Here is a 17678-nt window from a genome sequence, read left to right as displayed (position 1 = left end):
CTCGCAGCCACACAACGACATTTCCCCGCTGTGCATCACAGCACCCCGAAGGTGGAGCGCCAGTGGTCGACGATTTGCTTTTGCTTGGCCGGCGGGATCAGCGTGAGCCCGTCGATGGGGTTGGCGAGGTTGGCCGTCGGCGGCAAGTGGGACAGCGGCGGAATCCCAGGGCGCGAGCCTGGCAGACCGGCATAGGCCTGGATCATGATCTGCCCACGCGCTGACAGCAGCCAGTTGACAAACACCTTGGCCGCATTGGGCCTCGCCGCCTTGGCCGCCACATAGGCCCAGCCCAGCGACATCACGTTCGCGGTGGGGGAGTAGACAAACCCGAGCGGCGCGCCATCTTGCAACGCCACATTGAGCGGCAGGTCGGAAATTTGCGCCACATCGATGTCGCCGCGAAGCACCGCCTGAAGCAGCCCACCGGAACCTTCGAAGAAGCGGACATCGTTGGCCTTGAGCTTGGCCGCCGTGTCACCGTAGCCGAGTTTCTCCCAGAGCGCGACCACGGCCTGGGGCCCGACAGAGCGCCAGGGCGGATTCATGCCGATACGGCCCTTCCACTTCGGGTCGAAGAGGTCTGTCCAATCTTTGGGTGCGTCGGCGGGACGGACCCGCCGCTTGTTCCAGATGATGGCTTCGCGCGCCGTGTCAATGTGAAACAGCATGTTGCGGCTGTTCCAGTTCACGCTCGCAGGATAGTTCTTGGCCTCGGGCGGCACCCAACTCGCCATCCAGCCGGTCTTGGTGCCATCGAAAATGCGTTCGTCTGGCACGGTGAGCACCACGTCGGCCAGATGGCGCCCGGCCGAGAACTCGGTCGAGAAACGCTCGATCAGCGCCGCGCTGGCAAAACGGGTGGCCTCCACCTCGATGCCCGGGAACTCCTTGCGGAATTCCCTGACCACCAGCTCGCCGCCGGGGGGCGTGATGTTGTGATAGAAAACGACCTTCGCTTCCTTCTTGCCGGCGGCCTCCACCACAGGCCAGGCTGGGCCTGCGGCTGGAGCCGGAGCAGCCTTGCTCCCGGTGCCCTGTGCCAGTACAGGCAGGGCCAAACCAGACCCCACGCCTCCAATGCCCGCGAGCATCGCCGCAAGGGCGGAACGGCGACCGTGTTGCGGATCGTTTTTCATCACTCTTTCTCCTGCATGTTGGCTCAACGGGTGAGCGGGGCCAGTGGGGTCAGTGGTTTCAATGCTGTCAATTTGCGCCGGCGTACGACTCAGCGCGCTCCGGGCTGGGGCGCCGGGTCGATGTAGATCCAGGGGCGGCGCGCGCGGTCGCGTTCGCGGTAGGCATCGATGGTGGGCTGATGAGACTTGGTTTGGTCGATCTCGTCGACACCCAGCAAAAGCATCTGGCGCAGCGTCTCTGGCACGTCAAAGGGGAACTGCCGTCCATCGGGCAACTCGACCACCTTGCGCTCAAGGTCCACGACGATTTGCGCCTGCCCGCTGCTGGCCTCAACCAGGGCGACGATTTCGCGAACCTGCTCGATGGGCAGGTTCACTGGCACCATGCCGTTGCGGAAGCAATTGTTGAAGAAGATGCCACCGAACGAGGGCGCAATCACCACCCGGATGCCGAACTCGCGCAAGGCCTTGGGCGCACGCTCACGCGAAGAGCCACAGCCGAAGTTGCGGTCCGCCAGCAAGACCGCCGACTGGGTATAGGGCTCCTGGTTCAGGATGAAGTCCGGGTTGGGACTGCCATCGCTTTTGAAGCGCCAGTTGGCAAAGAGGTGCGCACCGTAGCCCTTGGCATCCGTGCCGCCCAGATAGAGGGCGGGGATGATCTGGTCGGTGTCGATGTTGATCTGCATCAGCGGCGCCGCGATGCCCCGGACAGAAACGAATTGCTCCATGGTCAGTCCTTGACTGCGTCGGTGATACGGCCCGCGAGCGCCGACGCTGCGACGGTGGCCGGGCTCGCCAGGTGGGTACGGGTGCTGGGCCCCTGGCGCCCCTTGAAATTGCGGTTGGTGGTGCTGATCGTGCGCAGATTGGCAAAGCGGTTGTCGCCGATATGACCGCAGTTTCCGCATGCGGATTCATGCCATTCAAAGCCCGCGTCGATGAAGATGCGGTCAAGCCCCTCGGCCTCGGCGGCGCGCTTGACGGGCGTCGAGCCCGGCACACAAATGGCCTGTACGTTGGGACTGATCGTGCGGCCCTTGAGGATCTCCGCCGCAGCCCGCAGGTCTGACAGGCGGGCATTGGTGCAGGAGCCGATGTAGGCCACGTCAATCGGCAGCCCCAGTAGGGACATGCCTGGCTTGAGCTGCATGTACTCCAGGGCACGCTCGGCTTCCAGGCGCGACTGCGCATCGGGCTGTAGTGAGGGGTCGGGCACCAGTGCGTCGATCTGCATCACCTGCTCGGGGCTGGTGCCCCAGGTCACCTGCGGCTTGAGTTGCGAGCAGTCAATATGGACTTCCTTGTCGAAGCTGGCGCCCTCGTCGCTGCGCATCGAAAGCCAATGCACGGCCGCCTGGTCCCACAGAGCCCCTTGTGGCGCGTAGTCGCGGCCCTTGAGGTACTCGATCGTGATGTCATCGGGCGCCACGAATCCGTACTTGGCTTGGAACTCGATCGCCATATTGCACAGCGTGGCACGACCGTCCATGGGCAGCGAGCGCACCGTGCTGCCGGCGTACTCGACCGCGTAACCAATGCCGCCATTGGCTCCGATCTTGCCAATCAGCGCAAGAATCATGTCCTTGGCATAGACACCCAGGGGCAACTCGCCTTCGAAATTCACCCGCATCCTTTGCGGCTTGGCCTGTGCCAGCGTCTGGGTCGCCAGGCAGTGCTCGGCCTCCGATGCGCCGATGCCCCAGGCCACCGCACCAATGGCGCCTACCGTCGACGTATGGCTGTCGCAGCAGACGTAGGTCGATCCAGGCAAGGCAATGCCCAACTCGAGGGCCACCACATGGGCGATGCCTTGGCGAGGATCGTCGTAGTCGATGAAGTGAAAGCCCCATTTTTTGGACGCCGCGCGCGTGCCGCCGATCATGGCCGGCCCGCTCACCGAGACGGAGTCGAGGGGGCCACGCCCCGGGCGGGTGGAAATCAGGTGCTCGATGACGGTGAAGACCTGGGCGCGGCTGTCGGGCGTGCGGTGGGCCTCGTCCAAGGCGCGCACCGCCTGGCTTCCGCTCAATTCATGCAGGACCAGGCGGTCGATCTGCACCAGCGCCGTGTCCTGACCGAGCATGGTGACGACATGTTCGTCCCAGACTTTGTCGAAGAAGGTCTGCGGCTGTACGTGAGAGCCGCTCATTGCTGGGGCCTCCCGCCGTAGCGCGTGGCCAGGTCGGCATAGAAGTCGCCGTTCAAGAGCGCCTGACGCTCCTTGAACATCATGATCTTTTCTTCGGCGCCTTCAATCGACCCTTTGTCATTGAGGTGCTGAAGCACATACTGCATCCCCAGCAAGGCGGCCTGGAGCGCTGCATTGGCATAGGCCACGATGCCGTAACCCATGGCGCCGAGCTGGTCGCGATGCAGCAGCGGGGTTTTGCCACCAATGACCATATTGCACAGATGCAGGCCGGGCACCTCGCGCGTGATCGCAGCCAACTCGTCCGCCGACTGCGGCGCCTCGATGAAGAGGAAGTCTGCTCCGGCTTCCTTGTAGGCACATGCGCGATCGAATGCGGCTTCGAGACCGTCGATCCCGCGCGCATCGGTGCGCGCGCCGATCATCAGGTCACCGTCGATTCGCGCATCAACAGCCGCCTTGACCTTCTGCACCATTTCATCCTTGCTGATGATCTCGTGGTTGTTGAAGTGGCCGCAGCGCTTGGGAAAACTCTGGTCTTCAATCAGCACCGCATTACCGCCTGCGCGCTCGACGGCACGCACGGTCTGGCGGACGCTGATCGCGTTGCCAAAGCCGGTGTCACAGTCGACGATCAGGGGAATGTTGACCACGTTGCGCATATTGGCCACGTGATTGACCAGCTCATTGAGTGAGGTCAGTCCGATGTCTGGCTGACCCAGGTAGTTGTTGGCGATCGCCGCCCCGCTCACCAGCATGACCTTGTGACCGGTTGCTTCAATCACGCGCGCCGTCAACGCATTGCCCGCACCGGGCATCACCAGACCCGCGCCCGGGACGAAGATACGGCGCAGCTCCTTGCTGGGGGAAAGCGACATGGCTTGGAATCTTTCTCTTGTTTGCATGCAAAAACTAATGCAGAATTAATTTAGGGCAATGCCTCGCCCCTGTCAAACCACGAAACGCGAACCGCGGGTTCACCCTTAGACCACTCACCTTTTCCACGATGTCGAACAACTCCATTCACTACGATGTACTGATCGTCGGTACCGGAAACGCGGCCTGCTGCGCCGCCCTCTCAGCGCTCGAGAAGAATGTGCGCGTGGGCATGCTGGAAAAGGCGCCTAAGCAGGATCGGGGGGGCAACAGCGCACTCACCGGGCACATGCGCTTTGTGTTTCAGGGCATCGACGATCTGCGCCCCCTAGTGAAAAACACCAACGAAGAAGAGCTGCAGGGCCTGATCGACCGCCTCCCGCGGCGGACCGAGGACGATTCGTGGGACGAGGTGATGCGTGTCACCTCGGGGCAGTGCGACCCTGAGCTGCTGCGCGTGCATGTCACCCAGTCGCGCAACACCATGCAGTGGCTGGCATCCAAGGGGCAGGACTGGGTCCCCGCCACGGGCATGCAAGCCCTGGGCGACAACATCCTGATCATGAACGGCGGCGGCTACGGCATGCAGCAGCGCTATTACGCGGCGCTCGACAAGGCGGGTGTCCCCATCCACTACCAGCATGCCGCGGCAGAACTCATTTTGGAAGGCGGCAAGGTCTGCGGGGTCTGGGCCCGCACCCCGACCGGGATGGTGAAGTTCACCGCCAGCGCCGTGATCCTGGCTTGCGGCAGCTTCGAGGCCAACCCAGAGATGCGCGCGCGCTACCTGGGCTCCGGGTGGGACACGGTCCGCATCCGCGGCGTGCCTTACAACACGGGCGAGGGTCTGCAAATGGCCATGGACATCGGTGGCATGGCCCATGGCAGCTGGACCACCTGCCACGCCTCGCCGCAGGACATCAACATCAGCGAGCACACCCTGCCCTCGCAACACGCGCTCTCGGGTGGCGACAGCACCGATCGCTACGTGTATCCGTACTCGATCATGGTCAACACCAACGGCGAGCGCTTTGTCGACGAGGGTGAGGACACCCGCGGCCGCACCTACGCCAAGATGGGCCGGGCCATCCTCGCCCAGCCCGGCGGCATTGCGTTCCAGATCCTGGACGCGAAGGCGCGCAAGATGAATCTCTACCCGACCAACTACGCCGGGGCGACGGGTGCCAAATCGAACACCCTCGAAGGGCTGGCGCAGGAGCTGGGAATCCAGCCCGACAACTTCGTGAGGACCGTGTCCGAGTTCAATTCCGCCATCCAACCTGGCGACTTCAACCCGAACCGGCACAAGGTCGACGGCAAAGGCACGAAGGGATTGCGCGTGAACAAGAGCAACTACGCGCTGTCGGTCTCCGAGGGCCCCTTCGAGGGCTGGGCGGTGCGCTGCGGCATGACCTTCGCCTTCGGCGGCCTGCGGGTCGACCCGGAAACTTCGCAGGTGCAGCACAACGCGGGCTGGGGCATTCCGGGCCTCTACACCGCCGGCGAGATGGTGGGCGGCCTGTGGGTCGGCAACTATGCCTCCGGCTCGGGAATGATGGCGGGCTCGACCTTCGGCCGCCTGGCCGGCAGCAGCGCAGCCCTGGCGGTACTGGCAGACAAAGCCTGAGTCCACGATGAACATCGTCGTGACCGTCAAGCAGGTGGTCGACCCCAACCTGCCGGCCGATTTCATCAGCGTCGATCCGGCCAGCCAGCGCATCGTCTCCACCTATGGCCTGCCGCCGGTGATGAATGGCTACGACGCGAACGCACTGGAGGCCGCGCTCAAGCTGCGCGAAGCCCATGGCGGCAAGGTCACCGTCATCTGCCTGGGTGACGGTGCCAGCCGCAACACACTCAAGCGGGCCCATGCGATGGGCGCAGACGCGGTGGTGCTGCTGTCCGACCCGGCCTGGGCCGATCTGGACAGCGCGGGGACAGGCCGTGTGCTGGCCGCCGCCATCCGCCGCATCGGTGATGTGAACCTGGTTCTGTGCGGCCGCCAGGCATCCGACACCGACGCCGGGCAGGTTCTGTTCTGGATCGCCCAGGAACTGGGCATGCCTGCCGTCTGCCCTGTGGCTCGGGTGGAAGAAAGCGGCGAAGAAGCGCTGCTGGTGCATCGCCTGCTTGACGACGGTTACCAGCGGGTCCGCGTCCGTCTGCCGGCGGTGCTCGGCGTATCCAGCGAGATGAACGACCCCCGCGCGCCTTCCATGAAGGGCACGATGATCGCGTCGAGGGCCTTGGCCCCCACGTGGACGGCGAGTGACCTCGCCCTCCCGCCGGTCCAGCCCAAACTCAAAATGCGAAAGCAGGACATCCAGTTGCGTACCTCCTCGGCGCGCCTGATCGAGGGCGACACCGCGGCAGCCAAGGGCGCCGCGCTGGCCGATCGCTTGCACGAAGCGGGGTTACTCTGATGGCTGGCGTACTCGTACTGGGCGGCCTCACTGAAGGCGAGTTTGACCGCTCCCTGCTTCAAGCCGCAGGTGCAGCCGCACCTTTGGCGAATGCCATGGGCGCTCCCCTCATGGGCGCCCTGATCGGCCCGAGCCTGTCCGCAGCCGCAGAGGCAATGCAATGCGGCCTGTCGGCCCTCTATCTGGCCGAAGGCACGCAGTTCGCGCCCTACACAGCGGACGCCTATGTGCGGGCCGCCCAAGCGGCGATTGAAGCCAGCGGTGCCTCCACCGTGGTCATCCCCCACGGCGGTGTGGCACGCGAGTGGGCGCCGATTCTGGCCGCTCGCCTGCAGGCGGCGTTGGTAATGAACTGCTGCGCCGTCTCGGTGGAAGACGGCCAGCTGCTGGCCACCAAGCCGGTCAACGGTGGCAGCGTCCTTGCGCAATTTGAAGTGCTTGGCGATTTGCGCATCGTGACTGTGAGCGCGGGCGACTTTGAACCTCTGCCCACGGGCCAGGCGGTGACGCCTAGTCACCTCGAAGTGACGGCGCTGCCTGATGCACCGGTGCAGGTCCTCAGCGAAGAGGTGCAAAGCGCCGAGGGTGTCCGTCTGAAGGACGCCAAGAAGATCGTGGCCGGCGGCCGTGGCGTGGGCGGCCCGCAGCACTGGCACCGCATCGAGGAGACCGCTGCCGCCCTAGGCGCCTCGGTGGCCTGCTCGCGTCCGGTGGCCGACTCTGGCTGGGTCCCCTCCCGGCATCAGGTGGGCTTGTCGGGAACCACGGTGGCGCCTGAGTTGTACATCGCGGTAGGCATCTCCGGCGCGCCGCAGCACCTGGCGGGCATCACCGGCGCCAAGATGGTGGTGGCGATCAACACCGAAGCCGGTGCTGAGATTTTCAAGCGCGCCAACTGGGGCGTGGTAGACGATTACGAGCAAGTTCTCAAAGGTTTCAACGAACGCGTGGCCCAACTCCGCGGCTGAATCGAGGTGAACGTGCAGCAGTCCAGACTTCGCGCCGTCTTCATGCGAGGCGGCACCTCCAAGGCCGTGATGTTCCATCGTGAAGACCTCCCGGCAGACCAGGCAAGCTGGGCGCCGATCTTCCGCGCGGTGATGGGTTCGCCCGACCCCTACGCTCGCCAGCTTGACGGGATGGGCGGCGGTGTCTCCTCGGTCTCTAAGATCTGCATCGTCGGCCCCTCCACCCACCCGGATGCGGACGTCGACTACACCTTCGCGCAGGTATCGGTGAAGGACGACCGGGTGGACTTTTCGGCGATCTGCGGCAACATGACCTCCGCCATCGGTCCGTTCGCGATCGACGAAGGTCTGGTGCCCTGCCCGCCAGACGGCCCGACCACGGTCCGGATCCACAACACCAACACCCGCAAGATCATCCACGCGCAATTCAACGTGCAGGGTGGCGCTGCAGCGGTCGACGGCGAAATGAGCCTGGACGGCGTGGCTGGAACCGGCTCCCCCATCCGGCTGGACTTCCTCCACCCTGGCGGGCCGAGCACCGGCCGACTGCTGCCTACCGGCCATGCGTGCGACACGCTTGACGTACCCGGCCTCGGACCGGTCAACGCCAGCCTGATCGACGCGGCCAACCCCTGCGTCTTCGTCGAGGCTCGGGCCTTGGGCGCCACCGGCATCGAACTGCCCGGGGAGATCGAGAGCAACCCGGAGCTGCTGCGCAAGCTCGAGGCGGTGCGGCGTGCGGCATCGGTCGCAATGGGACTGGCGCCGGACGCCGAAGCGGCGGGCCTGAAGGCGTCGCTGCCACTCGTGGCGCTGGTCGCATCACCCGCCGACGCTCCGCTGTTGTCGGGCGCTGTCCAGAGCGCGGCAAAAACCGACATCCTGGTGCGCATGATGTCGACAGGGCAGCCACATCGCGCAGTGCCCCTGACCGGCGCGCTGTGCCTGGCCGTGGCCTGCCGCGTTCCCGGCAGCCTGCCGGCGCAGGTGGTCGCCACCACCGGCGCAGACCCAGACATCCGCATCGGACACCCCTCAGGCGTGATCGTCGTGGCGGCGCATGTGGAGCGCCAGGGCGAGACCCTCCAAGCCCGCCATGCGTCGGCCTATCGAACCGCCCGCAGGCTGTTCAAGGGCGAGGTGTACTACCGAACGAGTCTCGCGCGCTGAAAATTGCGCGCTAATATCGCGCTGAGCCCGACGCCGAGACTCACATACCATCGGGAAAAACCACGGAGACAAACCATGAAAAGACGCACATTTGGTCAATTCACGCTTGCCACTGCGCTCACGCCTTGGGCCATGCAGGCTGGCGCACAACCGGCTAAGTACCCGGCTAAACCCATCAGGTTCGTCGTCCCCTTCGCTGCGGGCGGCGGTGGCGACACCGTGGCGCGGATGCTGGCCCAGCGAATGACTGAGCGCTCGAATATCCAGGTGGTGGTTGAGAACAGGGTCGGCGCAGGGGGCAATATCGGCGCAGACTTCGTCATGAAGTCCGCCCCGGACGGCTACACCCTGCTGAACATGTCCAGCACCTACCCGATCCAGGCCGCCGTGGGGCCCCTGCCCTTCGACCCGATCCGCGACATGCAGCCGATCATGATGGTCTCGCGCGACCCCGTCGTGCTGATCGTCAACACGAACTCCAAGCTTCGCAATGCCCGCGACCTGATCGCGGAGGCCAAGCGCACGCCCGACAAGCTCACGCACGGGTCTGCGGGCGTCGGCTCGATCGCGCACCTGGGCATGGAAGAACTGGCCTTTCTCATGGGCCTGAAGCTCGTTCACATTCCGTACAAGGGCTCCTCGCAAGCCATGAGCGACCTGATGGGGGGCAGCCTGGACATGATGCTCACAAGCGCCACCTACGCCGCGCCCTTTATCCGCTCGGGGCGTGTGCGCGCGCTGGGCATTGCCGGCGCGCAACGCTCGCCTGCCATGCCGGATGTGCCTACCTTCGAAGAGCAGGGAACCCCCGGCTACAACGTGGTGGACTGGAAGGCGATTGCCGGCCCGCGCGGCATCCCGCCGGAAATCGTTGCCTACCTGAACACCGAGCTCAATGCGGTGCTGGCGCATCGGGGCGTGCAGGAAAAGTTCTCGACTGAGGGTACAACGCCCGTTGGCGGCACCCCCGAGCAAATGCTGCAGATCGTGCGCGACGACATCGTCCGCTGGAAGCGGGTGGTGGAGACGGGCAACATCAAGGTTCAGTGAGGCTGTGGCGGCGGCTGCGGCCTGCCGCTACGACTCCAAACAACCCAAAGACATGAGAGCCGCCTTCTACGAACGCTTGGGACCCGCGAGAGACGTCCTACGGTTAGAGGATCTGCCCCTGCCCGAACCTGCTCCCGGCGAGGTGCGTGTGCGCGTCGAGAGTTCCGGGATCAACCCCTCCGACGTGAAAACCCGTATGGGACGGCGGGTCACGGAGATGCCCTTTCCGCGGGTGATTCCCCACAGCGACGGCGCGGGCGTGATCGATGCTGTGGGCGCGGGCGTTTCAACGCATCGCTTGGGCCAGCGGGTATGGGTGTGGAATGCCGCCCGGGGGCGTCCACACGGCACCGCCTGCGAGTTCCTGTGTCTGCCCTCTGAGCAGGCCGTGGCCCTCCCCGAGCAGACCAGCTTCGAGGCTGGCGCCTGCATGGGCATTCCGGCCCTCACCGCCTTGCATGCGGTTCTGATGGACGGGGGTGTGGCTGGAAAGACGGTGGTAGTGGCCGGTGGCGCCGGGGCGGTCGGGCACTACGCCGTGCAGTTTGCCAGCCTGCTCGGCGCGGCGCGGGTGATCGCCAGCGTCAGCAGCCCTGCGAAGGCCGAACTTGCCCGCCAGGCTGGGGCGGACGAGGTAGTTCTCTACAAATCGGAGCCGCTCGCGAAGCGGGTGCTCGACATCACGCAGGGCGAGGGAGTCGACCGGGTGATTGAGGTCGATATCGGCGCGAACGTGGGGGCTAATCTCGACATGCTCAAGACGGGCGGTGAGTGCGTCATCTACGGCAACGGGATGGACAAACTCGAGTTGCCCTTCTCTCGCCTGCTTCACAGCAACATCCAGCTGAAGTTTTTCATCGTGTACCACCTGTCCCCCAGCGACCGCGCCCGCGCGGTCGCCACGCTGACGCGGATGCTGGAGCGCGGTGTCTTGCAGCACAACATCGCGGCCCGGTTTTCTCTGAAAGATATCGTGAGCGCGCATGAAGCCATCGAAAGCGGTCAGGTCATCGGGAATGTCGTCCTGCAGGTCGCGGCCTGACCGGCGGGGCAGACGGCTCTCCATTCATTCAAAACAAAACAAAACAAGGAAGACAAACATGAAGCTGGTTCGCTACGGACGCCCAGGCAAAGAAAAGCCCGGCCTGATTGATGAAGCGGGTGTGCTGCGCGACCTGAGCGCTGTCGTGGCGGACATCGGTCCGGCCCAACTCTCGCCGACCGCGCTGGAAAAGATTCGGCGCGCGGCGCGCAAGGCCCCGGCCGTCCGTGGCAAGCCGCGCATGGGATGCCCCCTCACCGGAATCGGCAAGTTTGTGGCCATTGGCCTCAACTACTCCGACCACGCGGCCGAGGCCGGCATGCCGATTCCCAAAGAGCCCATCATCTTCATGAAGGCCAGCAGCTGCATCCAAGGCCCCGACGATGCGGTGATGCTGCCCAAGGGCTCGGTCAAGAGCGACTGGGAGGTGGAGCTGGGCATCGTGATCGGCAGCACTGCGCGCTATGTGACGCGCAAGGACGCCCTCTCGTATGTGGCCGGCTACTGCGTCGTCAACGATGTGAGCGAGCGGGAGTATCAGCTCGAACGCGGCCCGCAATGGGACAAGGGCAAGAGCTGCGACACCTTCGGGCCCATCGGACCTTGGCTGGTCACGACGGACGAAGTGCCCAACCCGCAGCGTTTGGACATGTGGCTCGAATTAAACGGCCAGCGGATGCAGACCGGCAACAGCCGAACGATGGTCTTTGGCGCCGCCGAGCTGGTGAGCTACGTGAGCAAATTCATGACTCTGTACCCGGGGGACGTCATCACCACCGGTACGCCCCCCGGCGTGGGCATGGGCATGAAGCCGCCCCGCTTCCTGAAGAAGGGCGACGTGATGACCCTGGGAATCCAAGGCCTGGGCGCCCAGCGGCAGGAAGTCGTGGCTTTTCGGGCCTGAAGCGGGGCCTCAGTCGGCCTCTCGCGCCTGAGGGCGCCCGATCCGCCGGGCCTCAAGCTCCCGGCGGCTGGTGTCCATCGCGTTGGCCAGCATCGCCACGTCGGGCAGGACGGTCTGATACTGAGCGGCCAAAATCTGGTTGGGTAGACCCTCCAGCGCGTAGCGAGCCTCTGCAGCGCCTTTTTCGGTGCAGAGAATCAGCCCTACAGGCGGATTTTCGTCTGGCTTCGTCCAGTGCTCGCGGGCGTAGTTCAGGTACATGTGCATCTGGCCCGCATCGGCATGGCTGAACCGGCCGGCCTTGAGGTCGATGATGACAAGGCACCGTAGCCGCCGGTGAAAGAGCAGCAGGTCGACGCGAAACCAGTTGTCGTCCAGCCGCAAGCGGCGCTGCCTTCCGACAAAGGCGAAGTCGTCGCCGAGCTCCAGGAGGAAGTCGGCCAGGCGATGGATCATGGCCTCTTCAAGTTCTGATTCCGAGTATTCGTCCTTCAGGTTGAGGAATTCGAGGACGAAGGGGTCTTTGATGGCTTGCTCTGGCGTCATCAGGTCGCCGGGTTCAGGCTGTTGGCCACGCTCGAGCATGCGGACCTTGTCACGGGACAGCGCGGTGCGCTCGTAGAACAGGCTACTGATCTGACGATCGAGTTGACGGACCGACCAGCCGCAGCGCAGGGCTTCGGTTTCGTAGAAAGCTCGAGCGGCAGGATTCTTCACTGAGAGAAGACAAACGTAGGCGGACCAAGGCAAGGGAAAGACCCGAGTCAGCGCTTCCAGGGAAGGCGAGGTGTGCCTGGGTTTCCCTTCAGCAGATTCTGCAGACGCTGTCTGCAGAATCTGCTCTTCTGGCCGGCACAGGTAGAACTGCCGCATCTGCCAGAGGTTCCGGCGACCAAAGCCACGGCCAAATCTGCAGGACAGGTCTTCTGCCAGCCGCGCGACGAGTTCCCGCCCATAGTCTGCTCGGCTCTGCCCACACTGCTCGAATTCGACAATCCGCCGTCCAATTTGCCAATAGGTCGCAGTCATCACCGCATTGACACTGCGGACGCTGGCACGGCGTGCGGCCTCCAGCAAAGAAACGATGTCCGCATGGACTCCGCCATAGTCCGCCGGGATGGCCCGGCCCTGAGGTGAATGGTCGTCCTGTGGCATGTGCGCCGCTCCGGGAGTTCGGAGCGAATTCAACTACTGAACCCACACCCTTGTGGGCCAGGGCCACGACGCCGTCAGTCTTGCGCGGGAAAGGTGGCTTGCCTCAAGTAGCCTGCAAAAGCACCACCGCCCGCGCCTCGATGCTGCGGCCCTCGCCCACCGGCCCCATCTTCTCGGCCGTCTTGGCTTTGACGTTCACGCAGCCAGCATCCACCCCCAGGATGGCAGCGACGCGGGCGCGAATGGCCTCGATGTGCGGGGCGAGCTTGGGCGCCTGGGCGATGATGGTCGAGTCGACATTGACCAGACGCCAGCCGGCTGCCTGAACCCGCCGCAGCGCCTCGGCCAGCAGTACGGCGGAATCAGCGCCGCGAAACTGCGGGTCGGTGTCGGGGAAGTGCCGGCCAATATCACCCAGGCTGGCTGCGCCCAGCAGGGCGTCGATGATGGCGTGCAGCAGCGCGTCTGCGTCCGAGTGACCCAACAAGCCTTTTTCGTAGGGGATGTGAACCCCACCGAGAATCAGAGGACGCCCCTCCACCAGGGCGTGCACGTCCCAACCCTCGCCGATGCGGATGTTCATGCGGATACCTCCTGGCGTTGCGAGAGCACGGCCTCGGCCAGGCGGAAATCCTCCGGCCAGGTGACCTTGAAATTGAGCGCCGACGAGGGCACCAGACGCGGGCGGTGGCCGGCGGCCTCCATCGCACTGGCCTCGTCAGTGACGGCGTTACCGGCAGCCTCCAGGGCCTGCAGCAGCGGGCCGAGGCGGAACATCTGCGGGGTTTGGGCCTGCCAAAGGTGATCGCGCGGCACGGTGGCCTCGGCGCGGCCGTCCAAGCCGCGCTTGAGGGTGTCGGCAACGGGCTGGGCCAGCAGGCCGCCCACCGGGTCGGGCAGGCAGGCGTCAATCAGACGATCCACCAGTTCGGCGGTGACCAGGCAGCGGGCGGCGTCGTGCACCAGCACCCAATCACTGTCCAAGGCACCGTGCTCGCGCAAGGCCCGCAGGCCGGCGGTGACGGTAGCGGCACGGGTGGGGCCGCCGCACTCGGCGCGCACCAGCCTCGGTAGGCCCCGCAAGCCCGCCATGCCTTCCAACGTGCGATCCCCTGGGGCCACTGCCACCAGGACGGTGGACAGGCGACGGACCGCGCCCAGGGCCAGCAAGGTGTGCTGCACCAGGGGTTGCCCCGCCAGCGGCTGGTATTGCTTCGGGCTGGCGGTGCCGGCGCGACTGCCACTGCCGGCACAGGGCACCAGAGCGTGCAGGCGGGGAGCGGAGGTCGAGGCAGAGGGCATGGGGAGATTTGGCGGTGGCAGCGTTCGGGTCGGGCCATCCGCAGACAGCCTTACGCGCTGCCGACCATTCTAGAATCTCTTGGTTCACACCCCGCGCCGGTCCGCGCGGGGTGTTTGCCATTTGAGCTCGCAAACCCCGTCCCGCACGCCGCCCCTTCCCAGCGCCCCAAGTCACCGTAGACGTTCACCGCAACATTTCCTGCCCTATTCATGGATCTGCCCAAGCTCTCCGCTGGCAAGCGCTTCACCCTCCCCCGGCCCACCGGCTCGGCCGACGCCCTGCTGCTCGCCCGCTTGGCCGAGCGGGAGCGCGCTGCCGGCCGGCGCACCGCCATCGTCACCAGCGACGCGACCGACGCCCAGCGCCTGCTCGACGAAATTGCCTTTTTCGCCCCCGATCTGCGCACCTGTCTGTTCCCCGACTGGGAAACCCTGCCCTATGACAGCTTCTCGCCGCACCAGGACCTGATTTCCGAGCGCCTGGCCACGCTGTGGCGCATCTCGCAGGGGGAAGCCGACCTGGTGCTGGTGCCGGCCACCACCGCCCTCTACCGCCTGGCCCCACCCTCCTTCCTGGCGGGCTACACCTTCCACTTTCGGGTCAAGCAAAAGCTTGAGGACAGCAAGCTCAAGGCGCAGCTCACCTTGGCGGGTTACAGCCATGTCACCCAGGTGGTGAGCCCGGGGGAGTACGCGGTACGCGGCGGCCTGATCGACCTTTTCCCCATGGGATCGCCGGTGCCTTACCGGGTGGACCTGTTCGACGACGAGATCGACTCCATCCGTACCTTCGACCCGGACAGCCAGCGCAGCCTCTACCCGGTGCCAGAGGTGCGCCTCTTGCCGGGGCGCGAGTTCCCGATGGACGACGATGCCCGCGCGCGCTTTCGCAGCCGCTGGCGCGAGCTGCTCGACGGGGACCCAACTCGCAGCCGCATCTACAAGGACATGGGCAACGGCGTAGCCACTGCCGGCATCGAGTACTACCTGCCCCTCTTCTTCGAGGACACCGCCACCGTTTTCGACTACCTGGGCGAGGCCGCAACCCTGGTGCTGCACGGCGACCTGAGCCCGGCGTTCGGCCGCTTCTGGCAGGACACCCGCGACCGTCATCGCCTGGTGCAGGGCGACCCGGAGCGACCCGTGCTACCGCCTGCGGCACTGTTTCTCTCGGAGGAACAGTTTTACGCCCGCGCCAACGCCCTGCCGCAGTTGGCCATCCGTCCTTCAGCCACGGGGCTGGAGACAGATGCAGTGGCCGCTGCCACTGAGGCCGTGCCCGATGGCTTGGCCGAGCCCCTGCCTGGCATCTCCGCCGCGCGCGGCGCCGACGAGCCCCTGGCCCGCTTCAAGGACTTCCTGATTCAGGCACGTGCCCAGGGCCGCCGCGCCCTGGTGCTGGCCGAGAGCGACGGTAGGCGCGAGAGCCTGCTGGACTTCCTGCGCGCCAGCCAGCTGTCACCGCCCGCCTTTGACTCTCTCGCCGAGTTTGAGGCCAGCGAGGAACCACTGGGTATTGCCACCGCACCCCTGGTGCAGGGTTTTGCCTGGCTGGAAGCCGGCATCGACCTGGTCACCGAGACCGAACTCTTTGCTGCGGGCGCCAGCGTGCGCAAGCGCCGCAAGCAGGAGCAGGTCAGCGACGTCGAGGCCCTGATCAAGGACCTGTCCGAATTGAACGTGGGCGACCCGGTGGTGCACGCTCAGCACGGTATCGGCCGCTACCGGGGCCTGGTGAACATGGACCTGGGCCAAGGGACTGACGCCGAGGGCAAGCCCCTGCTGCAGGAGATGCTGCACCTGGAGTACGCCGACAAGGCCACGCTTTATGTGCCGGTGAGCCAGCTGCACCAGATCAGCCGCTACACCGGCGTCTCCGCCGACGAGGCGCCGCTGCACAAGCTTGGCTCCGGGCAGTGGGAAAAGGCTAAGCGCCGCGCCGCCGAGCAGGTGCGCGACACCGCCGCGGAGCTCTTAAATATTTACGCCCGGCGCGCGGCCCGCACCGGCCACGCCTTCCGCTTTTCGGCGGGCGACTACGAGGTCTTCGCCAAGGACTTCGGCTTCGAGGAGACGGCCGACCAGCGCGCTGCCATCCACGCCGTCATCCAGGACCTGATCTCGCCCCAGCCGATGGACCGTCTGGTCTGCGGCGACGTGGGCTTTGGCAAGACCGAGGTCGCCCTGCGCGCCGCCTTCGTCGCGGTGACCGGCGGCAAGCAGGTGGCCTTTCTCGCGCCAACCACTTTGCTGGCCGAGCAGCATTACCAGACGCTGGTAGACCGCTTCGCCAAATGGCCGGTGAAGGTGGCCGAGATGAGCCGCTTTCGCTCAGGCAAGGAAATTACCGCTGCGGCCAAGGGGCTGGCCGAGGGCACCATCGACATCGTCGTGGGCACCCACAAGCTGCTTTCGGAAAGCGTGAAGTTCAAGGACTTAGGTCTTCTGATCATCGACGAAGAGCACCGCTTTGGCGTGCGTCACAAAGAGGCGATGAAGGCCATGCGCGCCGAGGTCGACGTACTCACGCTCACCGCGACGCCCATTCCCCGCACTCTGGGCATGGCGCTCGAGGGTCTGCGTGACCTATCGGTCATCGCCACCGCGCCGCAGCGGCGTCTGGCCATCAAAACCTTTGTACGCAACGAGGGTAACGGGATCATCCGCGAGGCGGTGCTGCGTGAGTTGAAGCGCGGTGGGCAGATTTACTTTCTGCACAACGAGGTGGAAACCATCGAGAACCGGCGCGAGCGGCTGCAGGAGCTGCTGCCTGAGGCCCGCATCGCGGTGGCCCACGGGCAGATGCCCGAGCGTGACCTGGAGCGGGTGATGCGCGACTTTGTGCACCAGCGCTTCAACATGCTCGTGTGTTCGACCATCATCGAGACGGGCATCGACGTGCCCACCGCCAACACCATCGTGATGTCACGCGCCGACAAGTTTGGCCTGGCGCAGCTGCACCTGCTGCTGGGGCGGGTCGGTCGCAGCCACCACCTGGCCTACGCCTACCTGCTAGTGCCCGAGATCGAGGGCCTGACCAAGCAGGCCTCGCAACGCCTGGACGCCATCCAGCAGATGGAAGAACTCGGCTCGGGCTTCTACCTGGCGATGCACGACCTCGAAATCCGCGGCGCTGGCGAGGTGCTGGGGGAGAACCAGAGCGGCAACATGCTAGAGGTGGGCTTCCAGATGTACAACGAGATGCTCTCGGAAGCGGTGCGCTCTTTGAAGGCAGGCAAGGAACCCGACCTGCTGGCACCGCTCGCGGCCGCCACCGACATCAACCTGCACGCCCCCGCCCTGCTCCCCAACGACTACTGCGGCGACGTGCACCTGCGGCTGTCGTTCTACAAGAAGCTGGCCACCGCCAAGAACCCTGACCAGATCGATGGTCTGCTCGAAGAAATCGTCGACCGCTTCGGCAAGCTGCCGGCGCAGGCCCAGACCCTGATCGACGTGCACCGGTTGCGGGTACTCGCCCGGCCCTACGGGGTGGT

At 65.3% G+C, this 17678-nt stretch carries 15 protein-coding genes; 8 read left to right on the top strand and 7 right to left on the bottom strand.

The window, feature by feature from the left end:
• Nucleotides 1–35: 35 nt before the first annotated feature.
• The 4 genes from QE494_RS06305 to QE494_RS06290 all read right to left on the bottom strand — a co-directional run bounded on the left by QE494_RS06305 (nt 36) and on the right by QE494_RS06290 (nt 4169).
• Nucleotides 36–1139 (bottom strand): ABC transporter substrate-binding protein, encoded by a 1104-nt coding sequence (locus tag QE494_RS06305; protein WP_300042064.1) that lies wholly within the window; start codon nt 1137–1139, stop codon nt 36–38.
• An 89-nt stretch (nt 1140–1228) separates the two neighbouring features.
• On the bottom strand, nt 1229–1870 hold the full coding sequence (gene leuD, locus QE494_RS06300; protein WP_300042063.1) for a 3-isopropylmalate dehydratase small subunit: 642 nt from the start codon (nt 1868–1870) through the stop codon (nt 1229–1231).
• 2 nt (nt 1871–1872) lie between these two features.
• Nucleotides 1873–3291 (bottom strand): 3-isopropylmalate dehydratase large subunit, encoded by a 1419-nt coding sequence (locus tag QE494_RS06295; protein WP_300042062.1) that lies wholly within the window; start codon nt 3289–3291, stop codon nt 1873–1875.
• The gene (locus tag QE494_RS06290) at nt 3288–4169 is read right to left on the bottom strand and encodes an oxaloacetate decarboxylase (RefSeq protein ID WP_300042061.1); all 882 of its coding nucleotides are present in this window, start codon (nt 4167–4169) and stop codon (nt 3288–3290) included. The genes QE494_RS06295 and QE494_RS06290 overlap by 4 nt, the downstream gene beginning before the upstream one ends.
• A 128-nt stretch (nt 4170–4297) precedes the next feature.
• On the opposite strand from QE494_RS06290, the gene tcuA reads away from it, so the two are divergent.
• The 7 genes from tcuA (at nt 4298) to QE494_RS06255 (ending at nt 11724) form a co-directional block, all read left to right on the top strand.
• The gene (gene tcuA, locus QE494_RS06285; protein ID WP_300042060.1) at nt 4298–5794 is read left to right on the top strand and encodes an FAD-dependent tricarballylate dehydrogenase TcuA; all 1497 of its coding nucleotides are present in this window, start codon (nt 4298–4300) and stop codon (nt 5792–5794) included.
• A gap of 7 nt (nt 5795–5801) precedes the next feature.
• A complete protein-coding gene (locus QE494_RS06280) occupies nt 5802–6590 on the top strand; it encodes an electron transfer flavoprotein subunit beta/FixA family protein (RefSeq protein WP_300042059.1) in 789 nt (262 codons plus the stop codon).
• Nucleotides 6590–7558 (top strand): electron transfer flavoprotein subunit alpha/FixB family protein, encoded by a 969-nt coding sequence (locus QE494_RS06275; RefSeq protein ID WP_300042058.1) that lies wholly within the window; start codon nt 6590–6592, stop codon nt 7556–7558. Before QE494_RS06280 ends, QE494_RS06275 begins: the two co-directional genes overlap by 1 nt.
• Nucleotides 7559–7570: 12 nt before the next feature.
• Entirely contained in the window at nt 7571–8728 is a 1158-nt protein-coding gene (locus tag QE494_RS06270) for a 2-methylaconitate cis-trans isomerase PrpF family protein (protein WP_300042057.1), read from the top strand.
• Between the two features lie 75 nt (nt 8729–8803).
• A complete protein-coding gene (locus QE494_RS06265; RefSeq protein WP_300042056.1) occupies nt 8804–9778 on the top strand; it encodes a tripartite tricarboxylate transporter substrate binding protein in 975 nt (324 codons plus the stop codon).
• A gap of 52 nt (nt 9779–9830) precedes the next feature.
• Nucleotides 9831–10820: an NADPH:quinone reductase gene (locus tag QE494_RS06260; protein ID WP_300042055.1), complete on the top strand. Its 990-nt coding sequence runs from the start codon at nt 9831–9833 to the stop codon at nt 10818–10820.
• Nucleotides 10821–10878: 58 nt separating this feature from the next.
• A complete protein-coding gene (locus tag QE494_RS06255) occupies nt 10879–11724 on the top strand; it encodes a fumarylacetoacetate hydrolase family protein (protein WP_300042054.1) in 846 nt (281 codons plus the stop codon).
• 9 nt (nt 11725–11733) lie between these two features.
• On the opposite strand, the gene QE494_RS06250 is transcribed toward QE494_RS06255, so the two are convergent.
• The 3 genes from QE494_RS06250 to ispD form a co-directional block, all read right to left on the bottom strand.
• Entirely contained in the window at nt 11734–12879 is a 1146-nt protein-coding gene (locus tag QE494_RS06250) for a YhcG family protein (protein ID WP_300042053.1), read from the bottom strand.
• A gap of 103 nt (nt 12880–12982) precedes the next feature.
• Nucleotides 12983–13462, bottom strand: coding sequence for a 2-C-methyl-D-erythritol 2,4-cyclodiphosphate synthase (gene ispF / locus QE494_RS06245; protein WP_300042052.1), 480 nt, complete (start codon nt 13460–13462; stop codon nt 12983–12985).
• The gene (gene ispD / locus QE494_RS06240; protein WP_300042051.1) at nt 13459–14181 is read right to left on the bottom strand and encodes a 2-C-methyl-D-erythritol 4-phosphate cytidylyltransferase; all 723 of its coding nucleotides are present in this window, start codon (nt 14179–14181) and stop codon (nt 13459–13461) included. The genes ispF and ispD overlap by 4 nt, the downstream gene beginning before the upstream one ends.
• A 210-nt stretch (nt 14182–14391) precedes the next feature.
• On the opposite strand from ispD, the gene mfd reads away from it, so the two are divergent.
• Nucleotides 14392–17678 (top strand): transcription-repair coupling factor (gene mfd / locus QE494_RS06235; RefSeq protein WP_300042050.1); only part of this gene is annotated, 3287 nt, incomplete at its 3' end.

The organism is Ramlibacter sp. (assembly GCF_029866045.1).
Taxonomy (GTDB): Bacteria; Pseudomonadota; Gammaproteobacteria; order Burkholderiales; family Burkholderiaceae_C; genus Ramlibacter.
This window is presented reverse-complemented; position numbering and strand designations above follow the sequence as displayed.